The organism is Micromonospora echinospora (genome assembly GCF_014203425.1).
GTDB lineage: Bacteria > Actinomycetota > Actinomycetes > Mycobacteriales > Micromonosporaceae > Micromonospora > Micromonospora echinospora_A.
The window spans coordinates 1269664-1296658 of the sequence record NZ_JACHJC010000001.1; the positions used below are offsets into that span (position 1 = coordinate 1269664).

The window sequence follows — 26995 nt, forward strand, 5'->3', positions numbered from 1 at the left end:
TGAATGCCTTTGGTACACACGTCTGTGTTGATGGTGTGCTCGAGGTCTAAGGCTGCCGGCAGGCTGGGCTGACGGTTTGACGCAGGCTGGGTTGCTGCCATACTCCCGGCCGTGAGCAGCACGGGCAGCGAGTCTGAACGTCCAACATCCCGGCAGATTCGGACCTGGCAGGATGCCGAGCACAACGCCGCCGCCTGGATGCGTTACTGGGGCTACCGAGACGCACGGGCAAGCCCAGGCGGCTCGGATGGTGGCATCGACGTCAGCGCGTCGGGCGCTGTCGCTCAGGTCAAGTACCAAGCGTTCGCTGTCGGCCGGCCCGCGCTGCAACTGCTGTTTGGCGCCCGTGGCCACGCGACCCATAAGCAGCTGATCTTCTTCACCGGCAGTGACTACGCATCAACTGCTGTCGCCTACGCCGACGAGCACAACATCGCGCTCTTCGTCTACTCACTCGACGGTTCCATGACCGCCGTCAACGCCAGCGCCCAGAGCATCAGCACTCGACACTCACGACCCGCCAATGATCCAAGAACAGATACCAATCCGTCGGGCCGCCCGTCCCCGTCCTCGCGGCTGTTCATGCCCGCCATCACGGCTGCGTCCCATGCTCGTCGGCCGCAACCTGCGCCTACGCCTCCGGGTGTTGTGAGCCTGGCGATCCTCCTGGCGCCCTTCGTGATGTGTCTTGTCGGCAGCGGCACCATCTGGTTCTTCTCGCAGAACCCCGACCTCGCGCCACCGTGGCTCCGAGAGGTGTGGGCCACCTGGATGACTGTTGCTTGCCTGGGCACCCTGCCGGCTCTCTTGATCTTTCGGCTCTCCCGGCGGGGATGAGGTCGCAGTGAATCACTCGCGCTCCTCCGGATTGGAAGGCGTCGCGCTGCTGGCCGTGTCGGCCCGGATGACCCGGGTGAGGTCGACCGGTGTGAGCCAAGGGACCTGAGTGTCGGCTCCGCCCTGAAAACTGGTTCAGGCGGCATTGGCACTGAGCAGTGGAAAGTCCACGCCGCCGGCCTCGACTGCCCGAGCCCAGGGCACTGCGTCGGGCGTCCCACCAGTACCGGCTGCCCTCGGCACCGACATCGTGGCTGCTGAGACCGGAGAAGGGCGCCCTGCCGGCGTTGACAACCTCACCACCCTGCGCTGTGACCGTCCGCGGCCATCGACGTGTCGTGGCACTCACCGCCGCCTGGCGCACCACCCTGCCGAACCCGTAGCCCGGAGCGCGGATCATCATCATCCGATGATGTGCGCGGTGTGTGCTCTCCAGCGGATGCCAACCTGGGTGAACCGGTGCCAACGCGGCCACCGCGGCCGACCGCCGGTCGCAAACCGGGGTTCGTGTGCTCCGCGTGTGGTCCTGGACTGGGCGAATGGCGGCCCGGGGAACGTGGGTGAGCGTGGGCCACTCCCTGCCACCCCAGGTGAACCCCCAGGTCGCTAGACTGGGCCCTCACGCCCTCGTAGCTCAGGGGATAGAGCATCGGTTTCCTAAACCGTGTGTCGCAGGTTCGAATCCTGCCGGGGGCACCAGGTCCGACGCTCGGTGCTACGACCACTGCTCCGCCTGCGAGGGCTTGCGTGCCCGATCGCCTCGCCACCTACCGGCCGAACTGATGGCGAACATCGGCAGGAGACGGGTATGAGCAGGCGTCGGCGGTCGCGACCGCGCTGGTGTAAGAGACGGGCCATCGCGGGATCCGGTCTGATGTTAGGCGGCGATCGGTGCCGCGTTGGTCTGGTCGGTGTCGTGTTGGTCGGGCTGGATGGGGATGAGTCGGGCTTTGGCCAGTAGTTCCAGGCCCATGTAGCGGCGTCCTTCGGCCCTTTCGTCGGTCTGTTCGGCCAGGACGGCGCCGACGAGGCGGATGATCGCGGGCCGGTTGGGAAGATCCCGACGGCGTCGGTGCGCCGGCGGATCTCTTTGTTCAACCGTTCCTGCGGGTTGTTGGACCAGATCTGACGCCGGATCTCGCGGGGGAAGCCGGTGAAGGCTAGGAGGTCATCGCGGGCGGCGTCGAGGTGCTCGGCCGCAGTCGGGAACTTCGTTTCGATCGTGGTCACGACCCGCTGGAATTGGGCTCGGACGGCGTCGGTGTCAGGCTGGTCGAAGATCGCGCGTGCGAGGGTGGATCCACGGCTGCGCGGACTTCGGCACCTTCGTCAGCAAGTTGCGCAGGTAGTGGGTGCGGCAGCACTGCCATGACGCCCCGGGTAGGCCGCTCCGATGGCCTGGACCAAGCCGGCGTGAGCGTCGGAGATGACCAGGCGGATGCCGGACAGGCCGCGGGCGGTCAGCGACCGCAGGAACGCCAGCCGGCGCCGGCGTCGTCCGTTGGCCCTGCGTTCAACTGGTCGAATCCCTATGCTGAATTGCACTCGGCCATGTCCGGCGGAAGGAATCCGCACACACATGGCCGAGATGGAAGAGCGGCTATTACCGGTAGAACCCCGAGATGGTGGAAGTGGTGCTTCGGTTTTCCATGGTGATGCGCAGGATCACCCTCATCATTTCCCCGTCCGGCTGCTTAGAAAGGGTGCGCGCGTGAGTGTACGTCGCGCACTGGGAGGGAAGGTATGTAGCCGCCTGCCAATCCACATCGAACGTCCCTCTGCTGTTCGTGATCCACGGCGAAATAAGCACCCTTTTGCCTTGGCCGTCCGAGTAGCAGACCTTGATAGACGTCAGTTTCACCGAGGTGGCGGTGTGGTTGGTGAAGTTGCCGACGACTCGTATGTTCGAATAATGGTTCGACCACGTCGGGTTCTCGAAATCGGTTTGCACACCGATCGCGGCGCTGCTCCCAATGCTGACGGTCGCGGTTCCGGCTGCTGCGGCCGGGTTTGCGGCGCCGACGACTACGAGCAGCGCCGCAGCTGCTGCGAACAGCATCCGGGCACGCATCTTTGTTCCAAGAATGCTACTGTGAGCACTCTTCCTCGCCCCTGCCATCAATGGTTACCTGCTTTCTTGGTGATCAATATGTTGGCGTGGACGGTATCACCGGAGCCGCGGGGATCTACTCCTACTCATCAATCTTGAGGGCTTCTTGAGCTTGCGTCGATCGATCTACTCGCGCAGGCTGTTGGCGCCAGGATCCGAGGTGGACAGGTGCTGTTATTTCGTCCGCGTAAATGTGAGGTTTCCGGTCGGCGTCGCTGTTGCGTGGCATGCCGCAGCCTCGTGGACCTGGTGGGGAGCAAGAAGCTCCGAAACCGTTAGCTCCCGGTCGACGGCATTTGCCGCAACATCTGCTCTGTTCGCTGCGTCTTCCTCATCCTGATTGGGCTGGACATGTCGGAGGTGACGGGTGACGGAGCTTCAGCCAGGTCGCGGTAGGCGAGCCATGCTGCTCGATCAACTCCACTCACCGGGGCGTATGCGCCTCGCTTGTGGTCGAACAGCAAACGACGCCCCGGGCGGCAGGTTGCCGGCCGATGGCTCACGTCTTCCTCGCACTTGCGCTGCTCGCGCTGGCCTGGCCGGTGTTCGCGTCCGCCGGCCTCGTGTTCGTGGTGGTCGCCTCTCGCTCCGTCGCGATCGGCATCTCCCGGAACAGGGCATGGGCGCCGAGACGGACGAGACGGTTCTCGGCCGCCGCCTACGGACGCGGGTGGGCGGCGACCACCTCGGGGTTGCTGGCCTTGGGCGACTGTTGCATGCTGCGGCGGCCGGAAGGCTACGACCACCGGCGAACCGACGACGAGGCGGGGACGGGGGCGGCCCCGCGTCCGGCCGGGGCTCGGGCGCGGGGCCGGCGGGTCAGCGGACCAGTGCTGCCACCAGCGTCCCGATGCAGGCGACGACGGCGGCGATGATCGGACTGAGCGTCTTGATGTACGCCAGGATGAGCCGGTGCCGGTCATTCGGCTCGGCAACGGTTTCGTCCTCGTCCTCTGGTGTCTCGAAGTCTGACCCGTGAGGGATTACAGTCAACGTGACTCCTTCCGTTGCAGCGGTGGAGTCGAATGCGGCGTCCGGTGGCAGCCGGGCGCCGCCCTCTGTGCGAGGCGACGCAGTGCCGTTCGACGGTTCGAGCATCCTCCCGGCGGACAGCTAGCACAAGAGCGGGCAATTCACTGTCGGGTACCTGACAAGCAGATGCATCGCATCGAGAAAATTTCGGTGCCATCTCTTGCCAAATGCAATTTTCCGTGAACGAGTTCTACCGAACGTGACCAGACCAAAGCTTACGGTGAGCAGGCGTGTGGTCAGGCGCGGCGGAGCTGGAGCACCGCCACGCGGGCGTCGTGGCCGTCGACGTGCATGGGCACCGTCTTGCGATTGCGCAGCTGGATCTGGACCCCGTTCGACCCTTGGAGCCAGCCGATCTGGTCGATGCCGGCGTCGAAGGCGCGCGTCTCCTTCGCGGGGAACAGCTTCGGCATCGGGTTGCGGTTGATGTCGCCGGTCCAGATCACCGGGTAGCCACGGTCCTGCCAACTGGAGATCCGCTCCCGGAGGACGTCGAAGTGGAGCGCCCACTTGCTCCGGCGCCACGCCTCGTGCGGATCTTCCTGGCCGTTGAACGCGCCGGCCACGAAGTGCGTGTTGAGGAACGCGAACTGAAGCGCCGCGTCGTCGTTCGCGGCCAGCAGGAACTCGGAGATGACGCGGTTCACCGAGACGCCCGCCAGACCTTCGTGTACGGGTGTGACGCGCTCGTCGAGCACGTCGTACACCCTGGGCACGGAGATGGGCACGTAGTGCCCGCCGTCGTTGAGGTGCACGTTGCGGTAGCGCTCGCCGAACAGTTCGTTGATCCAGCCCTTCTCCTTCGTGTCACCGTCACCCCCGCCGATCTCCTGCCAGCCGACGAGCGGACGGTCCGCGGGGCCGGTCATGTCGAGGGCGTTGCGGACCGCGGTGATCGCGGCCTTGCGCTGGTCGAGGTTCGCGCGACCGATGTTGGCGGTGACGACGCCGAGGTTCCGCCAGGCGGTCGCCGCCCCGGCGGGTGCGGGGAAGCCCAGCGTGCCGGCGAGCGCGACGCCGCCCGCGAGGCCGAGTACGTGTCGCCTGCTGACGCGTTCCATGCGACTCCCTACTGGTTCGGCTACTACGCGGACGGGCCGGGCTACGAGACGAGGAATCCGGTGGAAGGGCGGGTCAGAACACCGGTCATCGGGAAGCGGGTGGAGCCGTTCCACCAGTGCCACACCACGCGCTCGGTGCCGTCGGCGGCGTCGAAGACGTCCATCCCGCCGGGGCCCTGGTGGTTGCCGGGCAGGCCGCGGATCGGGTCGAGTCCGGCGTTGCCGGTGTAGCCGAAGAAGGGCCGGGACACGCCTTCGCGGATGGGGGTGCAGCGGGAGCCGGGTAGGGGACTGGCGCCGCAGCGGGCGATGCCGGTGGAGTAACGCGCGCTGTCCCAGTTGTTGCCCGAGTACATCAGGTACCAGTCGCCGTCGGCGGCCTTCCACATCGACGGGTTCTCGACCACGTGCGTACCGCCGCTGGTCTTGGCGGTGTCCCAGGTGATGTCGGTGCTCTTGAGCATGTCCCGGCGGGTGTCCCAGATCGCGCGGCCCTCGCCGTCGGTGCGGACTGTGGAGATGCCGGTCTCGGCGCCGCTGGCGATGGCGTCGTCCCGGTAGGTGACGTACAGGTTCCCGCCGGCCACGAAGGGGTTCGCGTCGAGGGCCCACCGGCCGGCGTCCGGGCAGGCCCACTCGCCCTGGTTCTGGAAGGGGCCGCGGGCGCTGTCGGAGATGGCCCGTCCGATGCACTTCTGCCCGGAGCCCTTGCGGGAGGCGGTGTAGAACATGAAGAACCGGCTGCCGAAGCGGGCGACGCCGGGGGCCCAGACCGCGCCGCCGGGCTCGGCCCAGGCGCCCGGACCGGACGGCAGCGCGTCGTGCGAGGCGCAGTCGGCCATGCCGACGCTGCTGCCGGAGCCGTGGACGAGGACCGGTACGTACAGCCTGCCGGTCGCGCCGCAGCGCGCGCCGGTGCCGGCGCCGATGGTGGTGCCGTAGGTGACGTAGGAGCCGTCCTTCGCCAGCAGCGTGTCCGGGTCGGCAAGCGGGAAGGTGGACGAGCTCGCCAGTGTGGAAAGGTCGCTGCCGGGCGCGGCCGCGGCGGGCGCCCCTGCCGTCGTGCCGGCGAGCAGCGCGGTCGCCGCGAGAGCGGCGAGCGTTCGGCGCTTCAGAAGAAATTTCACCGGGCGTCCTCCAACGATGAAAGTAATTGACGATCGGAGGCTATCGATGGGTGGCGATGTCGTCAACGGCTCCGCGGGTGACCTGGCGATCCGGCGGCCACTCCGGCCGCGGCCGTGGCGCCCGGTGGAAGCCCGCCACGCGCGCCGGAAGCCGCTGTTACGCTCCGTCAGGAGGGCCGCGCCGCGTGGCGATCCCTCCGGGTCGGGCCCTCAAGGTCGGCGTCAGGGTGCGTCGGTACCCTGCTAGTTCTGGCCTGTCCGCGACGACATGAGGTATTCGTGAACGATCTTCGAGTGGTGGCGTTCGACCTGGACGACACCCTGGCGATTTCCAAGTCCCAGATCGATCGTCGGATGGCGGAGCTGCTCGGCCACCTGCTCACCGAGGTGGACGTACTCATCATCTCCGGTGGTCGGTTCGAGCAGTTCCAGTCGCAGGTGCTGGCCCACCTCGACCTCACCGAGGAGCAGCGCGAGCGGCTGCACCTGATGCCCACCTGCGGCACCCGGTACTACCGCTGGTCCGACGGGGACTGGCGGCAGGTCTACGCCGAGGACCTGAGCGAGGCCGACAAGGCGCGTGTCGTCACCGCGCTCACCGAGTCGGCGCAGGCGCTGGGCCTGTGGGAGGCAAAGACCTGGGGCGACATCATCGAGGACCGGGGCAGCCAGATCACGTTCTCTGCGCTGGGCCAGTCCGCCCCGCCGGCGGAGAAGTACGGCTGGGACCCGGACGGCGACAAGAAGCGGCGGCTGCGGGACGCGGTCGCGGCGAAGCTGCCCGATCTGGAGGTCCGCGGCGGCGGCTCGACCTCGATCGACGTCACCCGCAAGGGCGTGGACAAGGCGTACGGCATGCGGAAGCTGCTGGAGCACCTGGACCTGACCATCGACAACGTGCTCTTCGTGGGGGACCGGCTCGACGTGGGTGGCAACGACTACCCGGTCAAGGCCATGGACATCCGCTGCCACGCGGTCACCCGGTGGGAGGACACCGCCGACTACGTTGAGCGGCTCGTCGACGACCTGGTGAAGCAGCGCGCCGGGCGCGCCTGACCGTAGCGCGACACAGAGCCCGCCGGTTCCGGAGCCGGCGGACTCTGGCGGTATCGACGGTGATGAGGTAGGAACAGCCGAGAGAGCGCTCTCCCGTCCCATCACCGAACAGGCAGGCAGATGCGATCACCCGACCCCTCCCGCCGCCGCTTCCTCACGCTCACCGCCTCCGCGGCGTCGCTCACCGCCCTCGGCCTCCCGGCCGGCGCCGCCGCCGCGTCCCCGGCCACACGCCCCGCCCGCGAGCCCGACTTCGGCCCGAACGTCTTCGTGTACGACCCCAGTACGCCGGTCGAGGAGATCCAGTCCACGCTGGACCGCCTCTTCACCGCGCAGGAACGCAACGAGATGGGCTTCGACAGGTACGCCGTGCTGTTCAAGCCCGGCCGCTACGAGGTGGACGCCCGGCTCGGCTACTACACGACAGTGGCCGGTCTCGGCGCCCACCCGGACGACGTGGAGATCCACGGCGCGGTCCGGGTGGTCGGGCAGCCGGACCCGAACTCGCCCGCCGGCATCTCCGCGCTCACCAACTTCTGGCGCTCGGCGGAGAACCTCGCGGTCACCCCCACCGACTGGTCGAATCAGTGGGCCGTCTCGCAGGCGTCACCGATGCGGAGGGTGCACGTCAAGGGCATCTTGTGGCTGGAACCCGGCAACGGCGGCTACTCCAGCGGCGGCTACATCGCCGACTCCAAGGTGGACGGCATCACCATCAACGGCTCCCAGCAGCAGTGGCTCACCCGGGACAGCGAGCTCGGCGGCGAGTGGACCAACGGCGTGTGGAACCAGGTGTTCTCCGGCGTGGTCGGCGCGCCCGCGCAGGGCTTCCCCGACCCGCCGTACACCACGCTGCCGACCAGCCCGGTCACCCGGGAGAAGCCGTACCTGTTCGTCGACGCCCGCGGCGCCTGGCGGGTCGCCGTACCGCGCCTGCGCCGCAACACCGCCGGCACCACCTGGGCCACCGGCGGCGCGCCGGTGCCGTCGCTGCCGCTGTCCGCGTTCTTCCTGGCCCGGCCCACCGACTCGGCGAAGCGGATCAACGCCGAACTGGCCCGAGGGCGGCACCTGCTGCTCACGCCCGGCGTCTACCACCTGGACCGGGCCCTGCGGGTACGCCGCCCGGACACCGTCGTGCTCGGCCTCGGCATGCCGAGCCTGGTGCCGGACCGTGGGGACGCGGCGCTGCGGATCGAGGACGTGGACGGGGTCCGCATCGCCGGGGTGCTGGTGGACGCCGGGCCGGTCGAGTCTCCGGTGCTGGTCGAGGTCGGTACGCGGCACTGCCACCGGTCGCACGCCACGAACCCGATCTCGCTGCAGGACGTCTTCTTCCGCATCGGCGGCCCGTACGCCGGGCGGGCGGTGACCAGCCTCGTGGTGCACAGCCGGCACACGCTGATCGACAACATCTGGGCCTGGCGCGGCGACCACGGCCGGGCCGGCACGATCGGCTGGACCGTGAACACCGCTGACACCGGCGTGATCGTCAACGGCGACGACGTGACCGCGTACGGGCTCTTCGTCGAGCACTACCAGCGCTGGCAGACGATCTGGAACGGCGAGCGCGGCCGGACCGTGTTCTACCAGAGCGAGCTGCCCTACGACCCGCCGAGCCAGGCGGCCTGGCGCAGCCCGACCGGCAACGGCTGGGCCTCGTACAAGGTGGCCGACCACGTCCGCACGCACGAGGCGTGGGGACTCGGCGTGTACTCGTACTTCAACCAGGGCGTGGACATCCGTTGTGACCGGGGGATCGAGGCGCCGCGCCGGGCCGGGGTGCGGTTCCACGACGCGATCACGGTGTTCCTCGACGGGAGCGGCGGGATCGAGCGCACGATCAACGACGTCGGTACCCCGGTCGTCGGCTCGTACGGCACCAGCACTGTGGTCAGCTACCCCTGACCGGAGTCGGGTGGCCCGGCCGGGCCACCCGGCTCACCCGGCGAGCTGGTCGACGCGGGAGAGCACCTGGTCGATCAGGCCGTACTCGCGGGCCTCCTCGGCGGTGAACCAGCGGTCCCGGTCCCAGTCGCGCTGGATCTCCTCCAGCGTGCGCCCGGTGTGCCGGGCGATGAGCTCCTGCATGGTCCGCTTCACGTGCAGCATGTTCTCGGCCTGGATGGTGATGTCGGAGGCCGTGCCGCCCATCCCGCCGGAGGGCTGGTGCATCAGGATCCGGGTGTGCGGCAGCGCGAACCGCTTGCCGACCGCCCCGGCGCAGAGCAGGAACTGCCCCATCGAGCCGGCGATCCCGAGCGCCAGCGTCGCCACGTCGTTCTTGACGTACCGCATGGTGTCGTAGACCGCCATGCCGGCGCTCACCGAGCCGCCGGGCGAGTTGATGTAGAGGAAGATGTCCCGCTCCGGGTCCTCGGCCGCGAGCAGCAGGATCTGCGCGCAGATCTGATTCGCCGACGCCTCGGTGACCTCGGTGCCGAGGAAGATGATCCGTTCCTTCAGCAGCCGTTCGAAGACCCGGTCGTCGAACGCCGGCTGCCGATCGTCGAGCATCCAGATGCCACCCATCGCCGCGCACCTCCGTACCGCCGGTGGGCGGGGGACCGCCCGGGAACCCGGCGGTCTCCAGCGTCCGCCGGGCGCACGGCCGCGGCCCAGGCTTTCTGCCCGGGGCAGATCCGCCCTCGGCAGAAGCTACGCGGCGACCGGTCGCCGCCGGCCGGCGCGGGCCCGCCGCCGGGCCACCGCCGATGAGATACGCGGGCGGGGGCGGACGGCCGGGGCGGAGGGGGTCAGCCAGATCCGGATGCCGCCGCCGAACCCGGTGGGCGTGGCGGCGTCGAGGGCCGGACCGAGCGGCGCGGGCACGAGGCCGACGGGCCGCAGTGCCCCGCCGAGCAGCGGTGTGGCGGTGACCGGCCGACGGGCGGCGGGCGGACGGAGCGAGACGGTGGGACGGCAGGTCACCGACGGCCGGGGCGAAACGGCAGCCGGCCGGCGGGTGACGGACAGACGCGGCGGGCCGACCCGCGCCTGCGGCCCGGTGCGGGCGACCGGCACCCGGTCGAACCGGGCTGCCGAGATCCCGGGGCCGACCGGCGTCGGCCGCTCGCGGCGCAGCTCGTCGCGGGCCTCTTCGAGCAGGTCGGCGAGGTGGATGCCGAGCGCGCGGCAGATCGCCGCAAGCACCTCGGAGGAGGCCTCCTTGCGTCCGCGTTCGACCTCGGACAGATAGGGCAGGGAGACGCCGGCGGCCTGGGCCACCTCGCGCAGCGTGCGGCCCTGGCGCAGGCGGACGCGCCGCAGCACCCCGCCGATCACGCGTCGCAGCAACGACATGCCGGCCTCCTCGCGGTCGGGCGTCCCGGACATTCCCATCATGCCCCGTCCACGCCCCCGGCACCTGCCCGGTCGGCCCCCGTGGTACCGACCGGGCAGGTGTGGATCAACGCCAGAGGGTCGCCCTGGAGTGCCAGCTCGGCGAGGTGAAGTGCGCCTGACCGGCGATCAGACCGGCATCGTTGACATTGATCGCGACGCTTCCCACCGCCCCGTCCGGCAGGGGCAGCAGCTGGGATTCCGCACTGGGCGAGGGCCAGATCATCGCGCGGCCGCCGGTGCCGTCGGTGCCGATCACCAGACCCGAGTCGTTCACGGCCTGCGCCGTCGGGGAGGGCGAAGAGGTGGCCAGCCGGCGCATCGTCGTACCGTCCCAGAAGAAGGCGGCGAACTGGCCGTCCGCGGTCCAGCTGGTGCCGACCACCTGACCGAGGTCGTTGATGCCGTTCGCGTCGCTCGTGGGCCCGCCCAGGGTGCCCAGCGACCGCAGGACGCCGTCGCGCCAGACGAATGCCTGGTTGACGAACGGCGGATCGGTCCAGTCCTTGTAGCCGTAGGTGCCCGCGACGGTGCCGGCCTCGTTCACCGCGAGCGCGCTCGCGCCCGGCGGCGCGTCGATGGTGATCTCGGTGTTCCCGGTCCGGACGAACGGCCGCCGCCCGGAGAAGCTGTCGGTGACGTGGTAGACGCCGACCACCCGGTCGCCCGCCGTGTCGTACGCGATGGAGAAGATGCCCCCGGTCAGGCCGAGATCCTGGATCTTCCCGTCCACCCAGGCCACGGCATGGCTGCTGCCGTCGGCCGCCTGGGCGGTGCCGACGATGCGTCCCCGCTCGTCGATCGCCTGGGCCTGGCTGTTCGGGCCGCCGAGCGTCCCGAGGTCCTCGATCCGCCCGTCCACCCAGCGCACCGCGTGCCAGTAGCCGCCGGCCACCTCCGCCGACCCGACCACCACGCCGGCGCTGTTGACGTCCGCCGCCGAGCTGCTCCCGGCGAGTGCCGGCAGCAGCACGGCGGTGCGCTTCGCCGTCGGCATCGGCGCCGGGGTGGTGGCGGTCGGCGAGGCGGTCGCGGGTGGCGCCCCGGAGACAACCATCCCGAGCACCACTGCCAACGCTGTCACTGCCGTGCCTGTACGCATCCGACGCCCCCTCGTCACGATCGGTGAGTCATCAGTCTCACCCGTCGGCGCGTCGATGAATGTGACGAGATCCTTACCGTTGGCGGCGCGGGGTGGGCCTGCGGCCCAGGCAGCCGGCTCGGGGCGTACCCGCTATCTTGAGGGCGTGCAGGCGACGGTGGCGGAGCGGGACCGACGGTGATCCATTTTCCCGCGCAGCGGCGGGGGCCACTGAGCGCGCTGAGTCTGCGCCTGCTCGCAGCCCTCGGCCTGGTCTTCGCCACGGTGTTCGTGGTCTGGCTCGACCGCGACGGCTACCGCGACGTCGACGAGAGCGGCCTGACCCTGCTCGACTGCTTCTACTACGTGGTGGTCTCGCTCTCCACCACCGGGTACGGCGACATCACGCCGGTCAGCTCGTCCGCGCGCCTGGCCAACGTCCTGTTCGTCACCCCCGCCCGGGTGCTCTTCCTGATCATCCTGGTCGGCACCACCCTGGAAGTCCTGACCGAGCAGTACCGCACCGGCCGTCGCCTGTCGCGGTGGAGGAGAACCGTGAAGAACCACGTCATCATCTGCGGCTACGGCACCAAGGGCCGCAGCGCGGTCTCCGCCCTGCTGGAGAACGGTACGGACAAGTCCAAGATCGTGGTGGTCGAGCGGAGCGGGCCGGCGCTGCGGCAGGCCACCTCGAACGGCCTGGTGACGATCGAGGGCTCGGCGACCCGCTCGTCGGTGCTGGAGCAGGCGCACGTCCGTACCGCGAAGGCGGTCATCATCGCCACCGACAGCGACGACGCCTCGGTGCTGGTGGCGCTCACCGTCCGGCAGCTCACCGCCGGCCAGGTGCGGATCATCGCGGCGGTACGCGAGGCGGAGAACGCGCCGCTGCTCAAGCAGAGCGGGGCGCACCACGTGATCGTCTCGTCGGCCACCGCCGGGCGGCTGCTCGGCCTCTCCACCTCGGCCCCGCCCCTGATCGACGTGGTGGAGGACCTGCTCACCCCGGGTCAGGGCATGGCGCTGGCGATGCGGTCGGCCGAGCGCGACGAGGTGGGCCGCCCGCCGCGCGAGCTGGAGTCGTTGGTCATCGCGCTGGTCCGCCGGGGCAAGGTGGTCACGCTCAACGACCGTGCCGGCGCGGTGATCGAGACCGGCGACATGCTGGTCCACGTCCGGGACGACCGCCCGCAGGCCACCACCGCGCTCTGACCCGGCCCCGCTGAGCGCCGACGGTCAGCAGGCGCCCGGGCCGCCCTCCGCCATCACTTCGCCGCAGGTCGACGACCGGCCCTGGGTGGCCCGTCGCAGCAGGTCGTAGAGCAGGTCCCGCTCGCCGGGAGCCAGCGCGCCGAGGATCTCCTCCTCGGCTCCGGCGAGCGCGCACTCGGCCTCGCGCAGTCGCTTCGTGCCCGCATCGGTGAGGCGTACCTCGTGCCGGCGGCGGTCCTCCGGGGAGCGGCGGCGCTCGGCCAGGCCGTCCGCCTCCAGGTCGTTGAGCAGCCCGACCACGTTCGTGCTGTCGAGCTGGAGCGTGCCGGCGAGCGCCTGCTGGCTGATGCCGCCGGAGTCGCGCAGCACGGTGAGCGCCACCAGGTGGCGGGGGCGCAGGCCCAGCGGGGCCAGCACCGACTCCGAGCGCAGCCGCATCCGCCGGGCCAGGTGGTCGAGCAGGGGCCCGGAGCGGCGCTCGGACTCCTCGACCGGTGTGGCGGACATGTGACCCAGTTTACGCGCTCCGAGGAACATCGACCTGCTATAAATAGTTGGTTCTGCACGAACGATCGTCGGAGGAGGAACCACCAATGGCACACCTACTGCACATCGACTCCAGCATCACCGGGGAGCGGTCGATCAGCCGGCGGCTCAGCGCCCGCGCCGCCGCCGCCTGGCGCGCCGCCCACCCGGACGGCACCGTCACCTACCGCGACCTGGGCCAGAACCCGCTGCCGCACCTGAACACCGCGAGCGGCCTCGCGCGCATGGTGCCGCCGGATCAGCACACCCCCGAGCAGCAGGCGTCCTGGCAGCTGACCGAGGAGGTGGTGGCCGAGGTGAAGGAGGCCGACACGGTCCTGCTCGGGCTCCCGCTCTACAACTACGGCGCGCCCAGCAGCGTGAAGTCCTGGGTCGACCACCTGATCGCCCCCGGCATCGCGTACGACCCGGTGACGAACGCCGGGCTGCTCGGCGACCGCCAGTTCGTCGTCCTGGTCAGCCGCGGCGGCGGGTACGGCCCGGGCACCCCGCGCGAGGGCTGGGACCACGCCGAGCCGTGGCTGCCGCACGGCCTGTCCCTGACCGGCCTGGAGCCGCTGTTCATCTGCGCCGAGCTGACCCTGGCCCCGGTCAACCCGGCGATGGCCGAGCTGATCCCGCTGTTCGAGCAGAGCCTCGCCGCGGCCGAGCGGGCCGTCGACGACCTGTGGGTGCCCGCCTCGGCGGCCGCCTGACCGGGCTGTGTCACAGGCGAAGGGCGGGCCGCTCCACGGGGGAACGGCCCGCCCTTTCGCGTGACGGGTCAGCGGCGGATCAGAGAATCGTCCAGGTGTCGCCGCTGCCGAGCAGCGCGGCGAGCTGCTGCTCCGGGGTCTTGTCGACGCCGGCCTTGGCGGCCGCGACCTGCTCCTGCACCACGCTGTCGTAGGAGGGGCGGCCCACCGACCGGAACACCCCGATCGGGGTGTTGCTCAGGTCCAGGCCGGGCAGCCGGGACAGCGCGAACGCGTACGCCGGGTCGGCCACGCCCGCGTCGTGCACGACGATCTCCTCGGCCGGGGTGTTCGCGGTCTCCCGGACCTCCAGGCCGAAGCCACCCGGCGGGTGGACGACGCAGAACTGCCCGTCCTTGCCGAACGTGATCGGCTGCCCGTGCTCCAGCCGGATCAGGAAGTCGTCCCGGGTGGCCGGCTCCTTCAGCGGGTCGAACGCGCCGTCGTTGAAGATGTTGCAGTTCTGGTAGATCTCCACGAACGCCGAGCCCTCGTGCTGGGCGGCGGCGCGCAGCACCGACTGGAGGTGCTTGCGGTCCGAGTCGATCGTCCGGGCCACGAACGTGGCCTCGGCGCCGAGCGCCAGCGACAGCGGGTTGAACGGCGCGTCCGCCGAGCCGGCCGGCGTCGACTTGGTGATCTTGCCGACCTCGGAGGTCGGCGAGTACTGGCCCTTGGTCAACCCGTAGATCCGGTTGTTGAACAGGAGGATCTTCAGGTTCACGTTGCGGCGCAGCGCGTGGATCAGGTGGTTGCCGCCGATGGAGAGCGCGTCGCCGTCACCGGTGACCACCCAGACCGACAGGTCCGGCCGGGACACCGACAGGCCGGTGGCGATCGCCGGGGCGCGGCCGTGGATCGAGTGCATTCCGTACGTGTTCATGTAGTACGGGAAGCGCGACGAGCAGCCGATGCCCGAGACGAAGACGATGTTCTCCCGGGGGATGTTCAGCTCCGGCATGAAGCCCTGCACGGCCGCCAGGATGGCGTAGTCGCCGCAGCCGGGGCACCAGCGCACCTCCTGGTCGGACTTGAAGTCCTTGGCGGTGAGCTTGAGGGCGACGGGCTCAGACATTCTTCAGGACCTCTTCCAGGATCGTCTCCAGCTCGGCGGCGGTGAACGGCAGGCCGCGGACCTGGTTGTAGCCGATCGCGTCGACCAGGTAGCGCGCCCGGATGACGTGCGCGAGCTGGCCGAGGTTCATCTCCGGGACGACCACCTTGTCGTACCGGGCCAGCACCTCGCCGAGGTTGGCCGGCATCGGGGCCAGGTGCCGCAGGTGCGCCTGGGCCACCGAGAGCCCGCGCTGGCGCAGGCCACGGCAGGCCGCGCCGATCGGGCCGTACGTGGAGCCCCAGCCCAGCACCAGCACCCGGGCGTCGCCGTCCGGGTCCTCCACCTCGACGTCCGGCACCGGGATGGTCTCGATCCGGGCCGCCCGGGTCCGCACCATGAAGTCGTGGTTGGCCGGGTCGTACGAGATGTCGCCGGTCTTGTCGGCCTTCTCCAGACCGCCGATCCGGTGCTCCAGCCCGGCGGTGCCGGGCACCGCCCACGGACGGGCCAGCGTCTGCGGGTCCCGCAGGTAGGGCAGGAAGGTGGTGCCGTCCTCGCCGTTGGGCTTCGTGGCGAACTCGACCCGCAGGTCGGGCAGCGACTCCACGTCCGGCAGCAGCCACGGCTCGGAGCCGTTGGCGACGTAGTTGTCCGACAGCAGGATCACCGGCGTGCGGTAGGTGAGCGCGATCCGGGCCGCCTCCAGCGCCGCGTGGAAGCAGTCCGACGGCGACTTCGGCGCGATCACCGCGACCGGCGCCTCGCCGTGCCGGCCGTACAGGGCCATGTTCAGGTCGGCCTGCTCGGTCTTGGTGGGCATGCCGGTGGACGGTCCGGCCCGCTGCACGTCGACGATGACCAGCGGCAGCTCCAGCGCCACCGCGAGGGAGATCGTCTCGCTCTTCAGCGCCACACCGGGACCGCTCGTCGTGGTGACGCCGAGCGAGCCGCCGTACGACGCGCCGAGCGCGGCCCCGACCGCGGCGATCTCGTCCTCGGCCTGCATGGTGACCACGCCGAGCTTCTTGTGCTTGCTCAGCTCGTGCAGGATGTCCGAGGCCGGCGTGATCGGGTACGCGCCGAGGAACACCGGCAGCCCGGAGCGCACCCCGGCGGCCACCAGGCCCAGCGACAGCGCCGCGTTGCCGGTGATGTTCCGGTAGGTGCCGGGCCGCATCTTGGCCGGCTTGACCTCGTACCGGACGGAGAAGTCCTCGGTGGTCTCGCCGAAGTTCCAGCCGGCCCGGAACGCGGCCACGTTCGCCGCCACCAGCTCGGGACGGGCCGCGAACTTGCGCTCCAGGAAGCGCAGCGTCGACTCGTACGGGCGGGAGTACATCCAGCTCAGCAGCCCGAGCGCGAACATGTTCTTGGCCCGCTCGGCGTCCTTCTTGGAGACGTCGTGCTCGGCCAGCGCGCCGATCGTCATCGAGGTGAGCGCCACCGGGTGCACCGCGTACCCGGCGAGCGAGTCGTCGTCCAGCGGACTGGCCGCGTAGCCGACCTTGGCCAGGTTGCGCCGGGTGAACTCGTCGGTGTTGACGATGATGTCCGCACCGCGCGGCAGGTCGGCCAGGTTGGCCTTGAGCGCTGCCGGGTTCATCGCCACCAGCACGTTCGGCGCGTCACCCGGGGTCAGGATGTCGTAGTCGGCGAAGTGCACCTGGAAGCTGGACACGCCGGGGAGGGTGCCGGCGGGGGCGCGGATCTCGGCGGGGAAGTTGGGCAGCGTGGAGATGTCGTTGCCCAGCTGCGCCGTCTCCGACGTGAACCGGTCGCCGGTGAGCTGCATGCCGTCGCCGGAGTCCCCGGCGAACCGGATGACCACCCGGTCCAGCTGACGGATCTGCTTGGTCACACCCGCACCTCGCTTCGCTGAGCGCCGTCGCCCCTGCCGGCCCGGCCCGCTCCGATTCTCACGTCAGAGCCTACGTCGCCACGTTAGGGCCACCTTGGTCGAGGTCCGACGTATGGGACTGGTTCGGGCCGCTGTATGCCCCGCTTTGCAGGGTTTAGTACCTGGGTCCGTAACCCAGATCACCACACATCCATGATCACCTGTCGGTGACCGGCGGCTCCGGCACCGTGATGTCGCTGCGGCGGCGCAGCGAACGGGTCGCAAGCGTCAGCGCGAGCACGACCAGGAGGCCGGACACGGCGATCAGCGCGATCGCGGTCCGCCGGATCGAGGCGTCGTCGTCAGCCGGCCCGCCGCCGGCGGCGAGCACGCCCTGCGAGGCGGTCGGACCCGGCGCGCCCACCGGCGGGGTGGCGTCCGCCGCGGCGGCGCTGATCCGGAAGCTCATCTGCACCTGCCGGTCCCGCCCGGTGCGCGGATCCAGCCGGCCGATCACCGCACCGGCCAGCGGGGCCCGGCGCTGCGCCTCGGCCGAGGCGGCGAGCGTCAACCGCAGGGTCGCGGCCCGGCCGGCCGGCAGGACGCCCAGCTCGCACCGGGTCCGGTCGGCGGTCACCGCGGCACAGCCGTTGCCGGTGTCGCCGACCGTCACACCGGCCGGCAGGAGCACCTCGATGCGGCCCGCGGCGTCGACCGCGCCGGTGTTGCCGAGCCGGACGGTGAGCGTGCTGGGCGCGCCGCTGATGTCGAACAGCACCTCGTCGGCGCGCAGCGAGATCCCGGGCACCGGCGGCCCGGGCGGGAAGAGCACCGGGAAGCCCTCGTCGTCGTACGCCGCTCCGCTGACCCCGGGCGCGACGGCGGTGACCTGCACGGAACCGGTCAGCGGCATGGTGCGCCAGGCGTCGCCGTCGACCCGTACCCGGATGGTCGCGCTGAACCGGGCGCCCGGCTCGGCGTCCCATCCGACGCAGCTGTGGTTGCCGCCGCCGGTCGGCTGGCAGCCCGGCGTGCCAGCGTCGGTCAGCCCGGGCGGCAGCGTGTAGCCGAGGGTGATCCGCTCCGCCCGGCCGCCGGTGTTCGTCACCGTCACCCGCAGCGTGGTCACCGTGCTGTCGGCGTTCCAGTAGTCGGCCGTGAGCACCACGTCCTCGGTGTTCACCCGCACCCCGAGCGGCCCGCCGGGCGGCTGGGCCGAGGGCGGCGGCGGAGGCTGGACGGGCGGCACGACCGGCGGTGGGGCACTGGTGGGGCCCGGGGCCGCGGTGGTCGGCGCCGGCTCGGCGGGCGCGCTGCTGACCGGCGGGGCCGGCGCGGTGGTGACCGGTGGCGGAGGCGTGCTCGGGGGCGGCGGCGCCTCGGTGGGCGGCGGGGCCGGCGAACTGGTCGCCGGGTCCGTGGTGGGGGCCGGCTCGGTCGGCTCGCCGGCCGGATCGCCGGGTTCGACCGCCCGGGCCACGCCCGCCGGACCCGCGACGGTGGTCGTCGCACCGGCCGGCGCCACCGCCACCACCGCCGCGACCAACGCGGGCGCCAGCAGCGCGAGGGTACGGCGGAGCGCGACCCGCCGGACGGGTCGAACGCGCAGGCGGGCCATCTGTCCTCCGGGTCGGGTCAAGGGAGTCTCATTATTCGGTGATGCTTGTCATCTGGCACTAGTCCTGCCAGGAAACGAATTCGTAACGTGTCCGGGACATCTGGACGGGACCGGTACGCTCCGGTCGTGACCGGATATCTCGGCTCGTACGCCACGCTCGGTCTGCTGCTGCTCGCCGCCGTGCTCTTCTTCGTGACGGCGTTCTCCGCGAACCGGGTGTTACGTCCGAGCCGTCCGGCCGAGCCGTGGGGTAAGCGGGCCACGTACGAGTGCGGCATCGACCCGGTCGGCGGCGACTGGGCCCAGATGCAGATCCGCTACTACGTCTACGCCTACCTGTACGTGCTCTTCGCGGTCGAGGCCGTCTTCCTGTTCCCGTGGGCGCTGGTGTTCGACCGGCCCGGTTTCGGTGCCACCACAGTCGTCGAGATGGGCGTCTTCGTGTCGATCGTCGCGCTCGGCATCCTCTACGCCTGGCGGCGCGGCGTCCTGCGCTGGACCTGACCCGTCAGGCCAGCCCGCGCCGCGTCACCGCCGGCGGCCGGTCGCCCCGGATCGACGCCACCATGTCCAGCACCCGGCGGGTCTGGCGTACCTGGTGGGCGCGGAACACCCGGGCCCCGAGCCAGGCCGAGACCGCTGTGGCGGCGAGCGTGCCCTCCAGCCGCTCGGGCACCGGCAGGTCGAGCGTCTCGCCGATGAAGTCCTTGTTCGACAGCGCCACCAGCAGCGGCCAGCCGGTGGCGGTCAGCTCCGCCAGCCGCCGGGTGATCTCCAGCGAGTGCCGGGTGTTCTTGCCGAAGTCGTGCGCCGGGTCGATCAGGATGCCGTCCCGGCGTACCCCCAGCCCGGCCGCGCGTTCGGCCAGCCCGGTCACCGTGGCGACCACGTCGGTCACCACGTCGTCGAAGGCGGCCCGGTGCGGCCGGGTACGCGGAGCGAGCCCGCCGGCGTGCGAGCAGACCAGCCCGGCGCCGGTCGCCGCGGCCACCCGGGCCAGCGCCGGATCCGCCCCCGACCAGGTGTCGTTGAGCAGGTCCGCGCCGGCCTCCACCGCCTCCACCGCCACCTCGGCCCGCCAGGTGTCGATGGAGATGACCACCTCGGGGAAGGCGGACCGGACCGCGGCGATGGTCTCCACCGTCCGCCGGATCTCCTCGGCCACGTCCACCTCGTCGCCCGGGCCGGCCTTCACCCCGCCGATGTCGATGATCTCCGCGCCCTCGTCCACCGCGCGCTCCACCGCGCGCAGCGCGCTGTCCTGCGCGAAGGTGGCGCCCCGGTCGAAGAACGAGTCCGGCGTGCGGTTGACGATCGCCATCACCACCAGCTCACCGGGGCCGAACGTCCGTCCGCCCAGCCGCAACGCCCCGGTCATGCCCGCCTCCTCGTCGCCCGCGCTCGCCGGCCGGTCCGACGCTATCCGGTCCCGTCCGCGCCACCGGTTCCGGTCCCGTGCGCCGGACGCATTTACCGACCGGACGCCTCGGAGGGCTCGCCCGATCCGGGCCCGCATGCCACGATCTGTGCATGGGTGAGGTTCTGCTCCTCTTGGTCGTCGCGTTGACCGTCGCGGCTGTGGTGTTCGGAGTGACGGTGCTGGTCTCCGGGAAGGATCCGGGCCTGACACCGGCCGAGCCGGACGGGCGGGCCGTGCCCCTGCCGGGCAGCCGTCCGCTCGACGAGTCGGACGTGACAGGCGTCCGCTTCGACACGGCGCTGCGTGGCTACCGGATGGCCCAGGTCGACTCCGCGCTGCGCCGGGCGGCGTACGACATCGGCTACAAGTCCGAGCTGATCAGCGTGCTGGAGGCGGAGAACGCGGCCCTGCGCGACGGCCGCACCGAGGACGCCGACGCGCTGCGCCGGGCGCGCGAGGAGGCCGCCGCGACCCGGCCCGAGACGGAACCGGCCGTCGACCCGTCCGACCCGGAGCCGGTGGTGATCGACCTGTCCGCGCCGGGGCGCCCGGCCGGCGCGGACGTGGACCGGCAGCCGGACGGCCGCGCGGACGCCGGCACGGGCGCGGCCGAGGCGGGCGTGGCGGAGGCCCCCGCCGCCGCGGCGACCGAGGACACCGTCGACCCGGCCGACGGGATCGCCGCCGGCGGCGACTCCGACCGGGAGCGCGGGCCGGTGGTCCGGTCGGAGTCGGCGTGACCGGCGCCGGCCGGCCGGCGGACGACTTCACCGAGGCGTCCCGGCGCGGCGCCGGCGAGGTCACCGCCACGGTGATCGTCGACGCGCCGGCCGACCGGGTCTTCGCCGCGCTGACCGACTGGGAGCGCCAGTCGGACTGGATCCCGCTGACCCGGGTCCGGGTGGTCGAGGGCGACGGCGGCGAGGGCAGCCTGGTCGAGGCGGTCACCGCGCTCGGCCCGGCCGTGCTCCGCGACGAGATGCGTGTGGTCCGGGTCGACGCCCCGTACGAGGTCGGGGTGGTGCACTGCGGCAAGCTGCTGCGCGGCCCCGGCGTGCTGCGCTGCACCCCGATGGACCGCGACCGCACCCAGGTGGTCTGGCACGAGTGGTTCCACCTGCCGGGCGGCCCGGCGGGGCGGGTGGCCTGGCCGGTGCTCTGGCCCGGCTCGAAGTTCAGCCTGACCCAGGCGTTGAAGAAGTTCGCCCGGCTGGTCGAGCAGGGCCGCCTGCCCTGACCCAGGGTTGTCGGTGGGCTGACCTACCGTGGACGCCGTGACTGACCTGGTGACCGGCCCCGACGGGCTGCCGCGCTGCGCGTGGGGAGCGAGCACCCCCGACTACGCCTTCTACCACGACGAGGAGTGGGGCCGGCCGCTGCGCGGCGACGACGCGCTCTACGAGCGGCTCACGCTGGAGGCGTTCCAGTCCGGCCTGTCCTGGCTGACCATCCTGCGCAAGCGGCAGGCGTTCCGGCTCGCGTTCGCCGGGTTCCGGATCGAGCGGGTGGCCCGCTACGGCGAGGCCGACGTGGCCCGGCTGATGGCCGACGCCGGGATCGTCCGCAACCGGGCCAAGATCGAGGCGGCGGTCGCCAACGCCCGGGCCGCGTCGGAGCTGCCCGAGGGTCTCTCCGCGCTGCTCTGGTCCTTCGCGCCCCCGCCCCGGGCGGCGCGTCCCCGGTCCTTCGCCGAGGTGCCGGCCACCAGCCCGGAGTCCGTCGCGATGGCCAAGGCGCTCAAGAAGCGGGGCTTCCGCTTCGTCGGCCCCACCACCGCCTACGCGCTGATGCAGGCCACCGGCATGGTCGACGACCACCTGGCCGACTGCCACGCCGGCGGTGACCGGGCCGGGGTGTGACGGAGTCCGCGACCTCCGGCGTGATGGGATTGGGACATGACCGACACCGAGCCGCGTACGAGCGGGACGACCGACGGTGAGACCACTACCGGCGCCTGGGCGGTGCTGCTGCCGGCCGAGCGCTTCGAGGCCGAGCGGCTGGTGCACCACGACGTGCTGGAGCTGACCGGGCCGGCCGGGGCGGCCCGCCCGCGGCCCGGCGACCGGGTCGCGGTGCTCGTCGGCGAGCCGCTGCGGCTGGTCGCGCTCGGCCGGGTCGCGTTTGCCTCGTCCGAGATCCGGGAGGACCCGGACGACCCGCAGTCCGACCCGGCGACCGGGTCGCTCGTGGTCACGTACACCCGGCGGGCGCTGGACGAGCCGGTTCCGGTCGACGGCCCGGCGCCGGACGGGCCGGTGGTCGCGCTCGACCCGGCCCGCTGGCGCGCGCTGGCCGACCGGATCGGCCCGCCGCCCGCCCGCAGCACCTGGCTGGTCAGCCTGGACCTGCCGATCGAGGCGGCGTCGCGGGCCGAGGCGGTCCGGATCTTCTGGTCCTACGTGCAGGAGCTGGGTCCGCGTGAGCTGCCGGCGTTCGTCTCGCCCTACGGCGACGAGCTGGCCATGCAGGCGTTCGTGCTCGGGGCCGAGGCCAACCAGGATCCGGAAGAGGACGACTGAACCCCCGTCCCGAGCGGTAGCGTCCGGACGGGGGCCGGCGCCGGCCGGCCGTGGTGCTCTTCCTCGCCTCCGACGACGCGGCCTGGGTCACCGGGCACACGATCCCTATCGACGGCGGCTACGTGGCCCGCTGAGCGGGCGCGCGGGGTATTCCCGGCACCCGGCCCGGCGCGGGTTCAGCGGCCCTCGAAGACCGGCTTCTGCTTGTTGACGAACGCCTTGGTGGCGGCGTGGTGGTCGGCGGTGGCGCCGCAGATCGCCTGCGCCTGCGCCTCGGCGGCCAGCGCGTCGGCGAGCGTGCCGGCGTCGGCGATGGAGAGCTGGCGCTTGATCGCCCCGTACGCGACGGTCGGGCCGGCGGCGAGCCGCGCGGCCAGCTCCTGCGCGGCCGGGAGCACCTGCTCGTCGTCGTCCACCAGCCGGGTCAGCAGGCCCAGCCGGCAGGACTCCTCGGCGCCCACCGGCTCGGCGAGCATCAGCAGCTCGACGGCCTTGGCGTGGCCGACCAGCCGGGGCAGCGTCCAGGACGCGCCGGTGTCGGCGGCCAGCCCCACCCCGGCGAAGGCCATCAGGAAGCGGGTCTTCGGGCCGCCGATGCGGAAGTCGGCGAGCAGGGCCAGTGAGGCGCCCGCCCCGGCGGCCATGCCGCGCACCGCGGCGACCACCGGCTTGGGCAGGTTGGCCAGCCGGGCGGCGATCGGGTTGTAGTGCGCCCGGACCGTGCCCAGCGGGTCGGTGCCGGCCGAGTCCAGCGTCCGCACGTGCTCGCGCAGGTCCTGTCCGGCGCTGAACGAGCCGCCCGCGCCGGTCAGCACCACGGCCCGGCAGGAGCGGTCGGTCTCCAGCTCGGCCAGGGTGTCCCGGAGCGCCTCCTTGAGCGCCACGTCGAGCGAGTTCATCGCCGTCGGGCGGTTCAGCGTCAGAGTTACGACGGCGTCGGTGCGGTCGACGAGGAGCGGCTCGGTCACGTTTCTAACGACCCTTCTGTCTGGCGAGGCGGTTGCTCGCGTCGAGGCACTGCTCGACGTACCGGTCCGCGGCCGGCCGGAGCCGGGCGGCGTGCCGGTCGAAGAAGCTGGCCGCGCTGGTGCCCGGCCACCGCTCGGGCAGCAGCGCCGGTGGCAGCTGCGGGTCCCGGAACAGGAACGTACGCCACGCGTGCACGAGCCGGAACCGGGCCGCGTACGCGTCCTCGTCGCTGCTGCGCACCGTGACGCCGGACAGGAGCGGCTTCTGGTCGGCGACGAAGCGCTCGTACGCCCGGCCGATCTCGGCCAGGTCCCAGGCGCGGCGGACCACTCCCATCGCGCCGGGCGTGCCGGCGGTGTGGGCGGCGGTGAACCGCTCGTAGCGCACGCCCGCCTCGTCGAGCAGCAGGTCGACGTCCTCGCCGGCCCGGGTGGCGACCCAGGTGCAGTCGTCGAGCGTGCCGTAGCCGAGGAAGGTGAGGTTGGCGGCGAGCCGCTGCCGGTCGCGGCGGGACGTGGGTGGGGTGAGCACCAGGAGGTCGAACCGTCCGTCCCAGCTGTGCCGTCCGGTCCGGTAGATCCGCGACGCCGCCTCGTCGAGTCGACGGGCCGCCTTCGGGGTGATCGAATACCCGGGTCCGGAGGCGAGCCGGAGCGGGTCCAGCCAGCCCTGACGGACCATCCGGCTGACCGCGGTTCGCACCGCCGGTGGGGCGATCCCGAGCGGGGCGAGCAGCTTGACCAGGGCGGCGACGGGTGCGCGGCCACCCCGGGCTCGGAGGTGGTCGCCGTACAGGTCGAAGAGTGCCGACCGTGCCTGCATGACCGCACATTGTGACAGGCCTATCCAAGATAAGCTAGATGCTGTTACATCAATGCTGCTTCGGTTTGGGTCCGGCGGTGTTCATCAGGGAAAATCGTTGGTCGAGCCTCCGCGACGGTTGCGGTTGGCGATGGCGAAGTGGCTGTGGGGCAACTCACCGACCCTGGTGTAGGTCTGAGGGGAGACAACATGGCGGCGATGAAGCCGCGGACGGGCGACGGTCCGCTGGAAGTCACCAAGGAGGGCCGGGGCATCGTCATGCGTGTCCCGCTGGAGGGTGGTGGCCGGCTCGTCGTCGAGATGACTCCCGACGAGGCCACCGCACTGGGTGACGCGCTGAAGGCGGCAGCGGGCTGATTCGAGGAGTGCCCGCGTGGCGTCCGCCGCGCGGGCGGTTCGTCATACCCTGAGCCACCGGCGTCGCCGGTGGCTCAGGGCCTTCCTCGGTGGGCGAGCGATGAGACGTCCCCGTTGAAACCGTTTCGGAGGTACGGTCCAGCGTGCTGGTCATTCGTCTGGTGAGCGGACCCGTGGGGTCCGACGCTCTCGCCCTGCCCGTCCGTCCCGGGAAGCCGGGCTCTCCGGCCGAGCTGGTCCCGACCGCGGTGTCGCCCGGCGAGGACGTCCGGGCCGAGGCCGCCGCGGTGCTGCCCGCCACCCGGCTCACCGGCGCCGCCGGTGAGGTGCGCGAGCACCTGCGTCCCGGTGGCGCTCCGGGACGGCTGTGGCTGCTCGGCGTCGGGAACGGCGAGGAGCACGACTGGCGTGCCGCGGGGGCCGCGCTGGCCCGCGCGGCGAAGGATGAGACGCAGATCACTATCGCGCTTCCCGCCGAGGCGACGGCGGCGCTGCGCGGCCTGGCCGAGGGCCTGCTGCTCGGCTCATACCGCTTCCGGCTCACCGAGGCCGGCGGACGTCCCGCCCTGGCCGAGGCGCTGGTGCTCGTCGACGACCCGGAGGCCCTCGCCGGCACGCTCGACGCCGCCCGGACCACCGCCGAGATGACCCGCCTGGCCCGGGACCTGACGAACACGCCCTCGTCCACCAAGAACCCCGAGTGGTTCGCCGCGCAGGTCGCCGGCGCCGCGTCCGGCCGTACCGGCCTGCACCTGCGGGTACGCGGCCCGCAGGAGCTGGCGGCCGAGGGCTTCGGCGGCATCCTGGCCGTCGGCGGTGGCTCCGCCAGCGGCCCGCGCCTGGTCGAGCTGGACTGGCGGCCGGAGGGCGCGCGCACCCACGTGGTGCTCGTCGGCAAGGGCATCACGTTCGACACCGGCGGCATCTCGATCAAGCCGGTGCCCGCCATGAAGCTCATGCGCAAGGACATGGCCGGGGCCGCCGCCGTGATCGCCGCGACGCTCGGCGCCGCCGAGCTGGGGCTGCCGGTACGGGTCACCACGCTGGCCCCGCTCGCCGAGAACATGGTCAGCGGGTCGGCGTTCCGCCCCGGCGACGTGATCCGGCACTACGGCGGGCTGACCAGCGAGAGCACCAACTCCGACGCGGAGGGCAGGCTGGTGCTCGCCGACGCGATGGCGTACGCGGCCCGCGAGCTGAAACCCGACCTGCTCGTCGACCTGGCCACGCTGACCGGCGCGAACGCGGTGGCCCTCGGCAAGCGGCACGCGGCGCTCTACAGCGAGAACGACGCCCTGGCCGGCGACCTGCTCGACGCGATCACCGCGGCCGGTGAGCGGGCCTGGCGGATGCCGCTCGCCGACGACTACGTCGAACACCTGGCCAGCGACGTCGCCGACCTGCACAGCTCCCCGGCGCGGGGGGCCGGCTCGGTGGTGGCCGCGCTGTACCTGCGGGAGTTCACCGGTGACCTGCGGGACCGCTGGGCGCACCTGGACATGTCCGCGCCGTCGTGGTCCGACGACACGCACGGCGAGCTGGTCAAGGGCGCCACCGGCTGGGGCGTACGGGGGTTGCTGCGCTGGCTGGCGACATTGGGCTGATCTAGCTCTTCACAGCGGCGAGCAGGCCGTGGCCGACCGGCAGCAGCGCGGGCACCCAGTTCTCCGACTCGCGGATCGTCTTGATGGTCTCCCGCACGGTGACCGTCTCGACGTCCCGCGCGGCCGGATCGCCGATCCGGCCCGCCGCGAGCGCGCCGTTGAGCGCGAGCACCCCGCCGGGGCGCAGCAGCCGCAGCGCCGCGTCCACGTACGCCGCGAAGCCGGTGGCCGCCGCGTCCACGAAGAGCAGGTCGTAGGCGCCGTCCGCGAGCCGGGGCAGCACGTCGAGGGCCCGGCCGGTGATGATCCGGGTACGTCCCGACGGGAAACCCGCCTCCTGGAACAGCCGACGGGCGATGCGCTGGTACTCCACCTCGACGTCGATAGTGGTGAGCACCCCGTCGGGGCGCATGCCACGCAGCAGCCAGACGCCGCTCACCCCGGTGCCGGTGCCGATCTCCACCACCGCCCGGGCGCTGCCGGCGGCGGCGAGCAGCCGCAGGGCGGCGCCCGAGCCGGGCGTGACCGCTTCCACCCCCACCTCGTGGGCGAGGGCGCGGGCCGTGCGCAGCACGAGGTCCTCGGTGACGTACGACTCGGCGAAGTGAAGCGCCTGGGCCGTCGAACTGCCGTGACCGGCGACCGTGGCGATGG

The 26995-nt window shown here is 71.8% G+C and carries 28 protein-coding genes, 1 tRNA gene and 1 pseudogene; 14 read left to right on the plus strand and 16 right to left on the minus strand.

Features of this window, described 5'->3' with window-relative positions; translation table 11 throughout:
- Positions 1-111: 111 nt before the first annotated feature.
- Positions 112-837 (plus strand): restriction endonuclease, encoded by a 726-nt coding sequence (locus tag FHU28_RS06110; protein ID WP_221453125.1) that lies wholly within the window; start codon positions 112-114, stop codon positions 835-837.
- Positions 838-1460: 623 nt separating this feature from the next.
- Positions 1461-1536, plus strand: a tRNA-Arg gene (locus FHU28_RS06115).
- Positions 1537-1714: 178 nt separating this feature from the next.
- Here the strand turns inward: FHU28_RS06115 and FHU28_RS06120 are convergent.
- The 5 genes and pseudogenes from FHU28_RS06120 to FHU28_RS06140 form a co-directional block, all read right to left on the minus strand.
- A pseudogene (locus FHU28_RS06120) lies at positions 1715-2319 on the minus strand (IS256 family transposase); the annotation flags it as partial.
- Between the two features lie 121 nt (positions 2320-2440).
- Complete coding sequence (locus FHU28_RS06125) at positions 2441-2896, minus strand: hypothetical protein (protein WP_184681713.1); 456 nt, start codon at positions 2894-2896, stop codon at positions 2441-2443.
- A gap of 870 nt (positions 2897-3766) precedes the next feature.
- On the minus strand, positions 3767-4045 hold the full coding sequence (locus tag FHU28_RS06130; RefSeq protein WP_184690088.1) for a hypothetical protein: 279 nt from the start codon (positions 4043-4045) through the stop codon (positions 3767-3769).
- A 170-nt stretch (positions 4046-4215) separates the two neighbouring features.
- Positions 4216-5040: a hypothetical protein gene (locus FHU28_RS06135; RefSeq protein ID WP_184681716.1), complete on the minus strand. Its 825-nt coding sequence runs from the start codon at positions 5038-5040 to the stop codon at positions 4216-4218.
- Between the two features lie 41 nt (positions 5041-5081).
- Positions 5082-6167 carry a family 43 glycosylhydrolase gene (locus tag FHU28_RS06140; RefSeq protein WP_311773530.1) on the minus strand — a complete coding sequence of 362 codons (1086 nt, stop codon included), beginning with the start codon at positions 6165-6167 and terminating at the stop codon, positions 5082-5084.
- 279 nt (positions 6168-6446) lie between these two features.
- Here FHU28_RS06140 and FHU28_RS06145 point away from each other — a divergent pair, with 279 nt between their 5' ends.
- Both FHU28_RS06145 and FHU28_RS06150 read left to right on the plus strand, forming a co-directional pair.
- The gene (locus FHU28_RS06145) at positions 6447-7223 is read left to right on the plus strand and encodes an HAD-IIB family hydrolase (RefSeq protein WP_073825691.1); all 777 of its coding nucleotides are present in this window, start codon (positions 6447-6449) and stop codon (positions 7221-7223) included.
- Positions 7224-7343: 120 nt separating this feature from the next.
- On the plus strand, positions 7344-9131 hold the full coding sequence (locus tag FHU28_RS06150) for an adenylyl cyclase (RefSeq protein ID WP_184681718.1): 1788 nt from the start codon (positions 7344-7346) through the stop codon (positions 9129-9131).
- Between the two features lie 33 nt (positions 9132-9164).
- Here FHU28_RS06150 and FHU28_RS06155 read toward each other — a convergent pair whose 3' ends face one another.
- From FHU28_RS06155 to FHU28_RS06165, 3 genes are all read right to left on the minus strand, one after another.
- On the minus strand, positions 9165-9755 hold the full coding sequence (locus FHU28_RS06155; RefSeq protein ID WP_184681719.1) for an ATP-dependent Clp protease proteolytic subunit: 591 nt from the start codon (positions 9753-9755) through the stop codon (positions 9165-9167).
- A gap of 126 nt (positions 9756-9881) precedes the next feature.
- Positions 9882-10526, minus strand: coding sequence for a helix-turn-helix domain-containing protein (locus tag FHU28_RS06160; protein WP_184681720.1), 645 nt, complete (start codon positions 10524-10526; stop codon positions 9882-9884).
- A gap of 106 nt (positions 10527-10632) precedes the next feature.
- Positions 10633-11667 carry a hypothetical protein gene (locus FHU28_RS06165; protein ID WP_184681721.1) on the minus strand — a complete coding sequence of 345 codons (1035 nt, stop codon included), beginning with the start codon at positions 11665-11667 and terminating at the stop codon, positions 10633-10635.
- A gap of 177 nt (positions 11668-11844) precedes the next feature.
- Here FHU28_RS06165 and FHU28_RS06170 point away from each other — a divergent pair, with 177 nt between their 5' ends.
- A complete protein-coding gene (locus FHU28_RS06170) occupies positions 11845-12858 on the plus strand; it encodes a potassium channel family protein (protein ID WP_184681722.1) in 1014 nt (337 codons plus the stop codon).
- Between the two features lie 24 nt (positions 12859-12882).
- Here the strand turns inward: FHU28_RS06170 and FHU28_RS06175 are convergent, their stop codons facing one another.
- Positions 12883-13365, minus strand: coding sequence for a MarR family winged helix-turn-helix transcriptional regulator (locus tag FHU28_RS06175; RefSeq protein WP_184681723.1), 483 nt, complete (start codon positions 13363-13365; stop codon positions 12883-12885).
- An 86-nt stretch (positions 13366-13451) separates the two neighbouring features.
- Between FHU28_RS06175 and FHU28_RS06180 the strand changes: the two genes are divergently transcribed.
- Positions 13452-14099 (plus strand): FMN-dependent NADH-azoreductase, encoded by a 648-nt coding sequence (locus FHU28_RS06180; protein ID WP_184681724.1) that lies wholly within the window; start codon positions 13452-13454, stop codon positions 14097-14099.
- Between the two features lie 79 nt (positions 14100-14178).
- Here FHU28_RS06180 and FHU28_RS06185 read toward each other — a convergent pair whose 3' ends face one another.
- From FHU28_RS06185 to FHU28_RS06195, 3 genes are all read right to left on the minus strand, one after another.
- Positions 14179-15213 carry a 2-oxoacid:ferredoxin oxidoreductase subunit beta gene (locus tag FHU28_RS06185; RefSeq protein ID WP_184681726.1) on the minus strand — a complete coding sequence of 345 codons (1035 nt, stop codon included), beginning with the start codon at positions 15211-15213 and terminating at the stop codon, positions 14179-14181.
- Positions 15206-17053, minus strand: coding sequence for a 2-oxoacid:acceptor oxidoreductase subunit alpha (locus tag FHU28_RS06190; RefSeq protein ID WP_184681728.1), 1848 nt, complete (start codon positions 17051-17053; stop codon positions 15206-15208). Before FHU28_RS06190 ends, FHU28_RS06185 begins: the two co-directional genes overlap by 8 nt.
- Before the next feature lie 196 nt (positions 17054-17249).
- A complete protein-coding gene (locus FHU28_RS06195) occupies positions 17250-18650 on the minus strand; it encodes a hypothetical protein (protein ID WP_184681730.1) in 1401 nt (466 codons plus the stop codon).
- A gap of 126 nt (positions 18651-18776) precedes the next feature.
- On the opposite strand from FHU28_RS06195, the gene FHU28_RS06200 reads away from it, so the two are divergent.
- Positions 18777-19154: an NADH-quinone oxidoreductase subunit A gene (locus FHU28_RS06200; protein ID WP_073825659.1), complete on the plus strand. Its 378-nt coding sequence runs from the start codon at positions 18777-18779 to the stop codon at positions 19152-19154.
- A gap of 4 nt (positions 19155-19158) precedes the next feature.
- Here the strand turns inward: FHU28_RS06200 and folP are convergent, their stop codons facing one another.
- Positions 19159-20028 carry a dihydropteroate synthase gene (gene folP, locus FHU28_RS06205; protein ID WP_184681732.1) on the minus strand — a complete coding sequence of 290 codons (870 nt, stop codon included), beginning with the start codon at positions 20026-20028 and terminating at the stop codon, positions 19159-19161.
- Positions 20029-20180: 152 nt separating this feature from the next.
- On the opposite strand from folP, the gene FHU28_RS06210 reads away from it, so the two are divergent.
- The 5 genes from FHU28_RS06210 to FHU28_RS33225 are packed head-to-tail and all read left to right on the plus strand — an operon-like array spanning position 20181 to position 22723.
- Positions 20181-20810, plus strand: a complete 630-nt coding sequence (locus tag FHU28_RS06210; protein WP_184681734.1) for a DivIVA domain-containing protein — start codon at positions 20181-20183, stop codon at positions 20808-20810.
- Positions 20807-21307 (plus strand): SRPBCC family protein, encoded by a 501-nt coding sequence (locus FHU28_RS06215; RefSeq protein ID WP_073825651.1) that lies wholly within the window; start codon positions 20807-20809, stop codon positions 21305-21307. Before FHU28_RS06210 ends, FHU28_RS06215 begins: the two co-directional genes overlap by 4 nt.
- Before the next feature lie 37 nt (positions 21308-21344).
- A complete protein-coding gene (locus FHU28_RS06220) occupies positions 21345-21929 on the plus strand; it encodes a DNA-3-methyladenine glycosylase I (protein ID WP_184681736.1) in 585 nt (194 codons plus the stop codon).
- A 36-nt stretch (positions 21930-21965) separates the two neighbouring features.
- Positions 21966-22589: a hypothetical protein gene (locus FHU28_RS06225; protein WP_184681738.1), complete on the plus strand. Its 624-nt coding sequence runs from the start codon at positions 21966-21968 to the stop codon at positions 22587-22589.
- 53 nt (positions 22590-22642) lie between these two features.
- Positions 22643-22723 carry a hypothetical protein gene (locus FHU28_RS33225; RefSeq protein ID WP_376700858.1) on the plus strand — a complete coding sequence of 27 codons (81 nt, stop codon included), beginning with the start codon at positions 22643-22645 and terminating at the stop codon, positions 22721-22723.
- A gap of 42 nt (positions 22724-22765) precedes the next feature.
- On the opposite strand, the gene FHU28_RS06235 is transcribed toward FHU28_RS33225, so the two are convergent.
- Both FHU28_RS06235 and FHU28_RS06240 read right to left on the minus strand, forming a co-directional pair.
- Positions 22766-23557 carry an enoyl-CoA hydratase-related protein gene (locus FHU28_RS06235; RefSeq protein WP_184681740.1) on the minus strand — a complete coding sequence of 264 codons (792 nt, stop codon included), beginning with the start codon at positions 23555-23557 and terminating at the stop codon, positions 22766-22768.
- A gap of 4 nt (positions 23558-23561) precedes the next feature.
- On the minus strand, positions 23562-24380 hold the full coding sequence (locus tag FHU28_RS06240; protein ID WP_184681742.1) for a PaaX family transcriptional regulator: 819 nt from the start codon (positions 24378-24380) through the stop codon (positions 23562-23564).
- A gap of 189 nt (positions 24381-24569) precedes the next feature.
- On the opposite strand from FHU28_RS06240, the gene FHU28_RS06245 reads away from it, so the two are divergent.
- A complete protein-coding gene (locus FHU28_RS06245) occupies positions 24570-24737 on the plus strand; it encodes a DUF3117 domain-containing protein (protein WP_013283866.1) in 168 nt (55 codons plus the stop codon).
- A gap of 143 nt (positions 24738-24880) precedes the next feature.
- Positions 24881-26341, plus strand: coding sequence for a leucyl aminopeptidase family protein (locus tag FHU28_RS06250; RefSeq protein WP_184681745.1), 1461 nt, complete (start codon positions 24881-24883; stop codon positions 26339-26341).
- Between the two features lies 1 nt (position 26342).
- On the opposite strand, the gene FHU28_RS06255 is transcribed toward FHU28_RS06250, so the two are convergent.
- Positions 26343-26993: an O-methyltransferase gene (locus tag FHU28_RS06255; protein ID WP_255419527.1), complete on the minus strand. Its 651-nt coding sequence runs from the start codon at positions 26991-26993 to the stop codon at positions 26343-26345.
- Between the last annotated feature and the right edge of the window lie 2 nt (positions 26994-26995).

Bases quoted from the DNA above. Each gene is read 5' to 3' on its own strand.
- FHU28_RS06125 (WP_184681713.1), bottom strand. From the start codon at position 2,896: ATGCTGTTCGCAGCAGCTGCGGCGCTGCTCGTAGTCGTCGGCGCCGCA.
- FHU28_RS06130 (WP_184690088.1), bottom strand. From the start codon at position 4,045: ATGCTCGAACCGTCGAACGGCACTGCGTCGCCTCGCACAGAGGGCGGC.
- FHU28_RS06135 (WP_184681716.1), bottom strand. From the start codon at position 5,040: ATGGAACGCGTCAGCAGGCGACACGTACTCGGCCTCGCGGGCGGCGTC.
- FHU28_RS06150 (WP_184681718.1), top strand. From the start codon at position 7,344: ATGCGATCACCCGACCCCTCCCGCCGCCGCTTCCTCACGCTCACCGCC.
- FHU28_RS06155 (WP_184681719.1), bottom strand. From the start codon at position 9,755: ATGGGTGGCATCTGGATGCTCGACGATCGGCAGCCGGCGTTCGACGAC.
- FHU28_RS06160 (WP_184681720.1), bottom strand. From the start codon at position 10,526: ATGTCGTTGCTGCGACGCGTGATCGGCGGGGTGCTGCGGCGCGTCCGC.
- FHU28_RS06165 (WP_184681721.1), bottom strand. From the start codon at position 11,667: ATGCGTACAGGCACGGCAGTGACAGCGTTGGCAGTGGTGCTCGGGATG.
- FHU28_RS06175 (WP_184681723.1), bottom strand. From the start codon at position 13,365: ATGTCCGCCACACCGGTCGAGGAGTCCGAGCGCCGCTCCGGGCCCCTG.
- FHU28_RS06180 (WP_184681724.1), top strand. From the start codon at position 13,452: ATGGCACACCTACTGCACATCGACTCCAGCATCACCGGGGAGCGGTCG.
- FHU28_RS06185 (WP_184681726.1), bottom strand. From the start codon at position 15,213: ATGTCTGAGCCCGTCGCCCTCAAGCTCACCGCCAAGGACTTCAAGTCC.
- FHU28_RS06195 (WP_184681730.1), bottom strand. From the start codon at position 18,650: ATGGCCCGCCTGCGCGTTCGACCCGTCCGGCGGGTCGCGCTCCGCCGT.
- folP (WP_184681732.1), bottom strand. From the start codon at position 20,028: ATGACCGGGGCGTTGCGGCTGGGCGGACGGACGTTCGGCCCCGGTGAG.
- FHU28_RS06210 (WP_184681734.1), top strand. From the start codon at position 20,181: ATGGGTGAGGTTCTGCTCCTCTTGGTCGTCGCGTTGACCGTCGCGGCT.
- FHU28_RS06225 (WP_184681738.1), top strand. From the start codon at position 21,966: ATGACCGACACCGAGCCGCGTACGAGCGGGACGACCGACGGTGAGACC.
- FHU28_RS06240 (WP_184681742.1), bottom strand. From the start codon at position 24,380: ATGCAGGCACGGTCGGCACTCTTCGACCTGTACGGCGACCACCTCCGA.
- FHU28_RS06245 (WP_013283866.1), top strand. From the start codon at position 24,570: ATGGCGGCGATGAAGCCGCGGACGGGCGACGGTCCGCTGGAAGTCACC.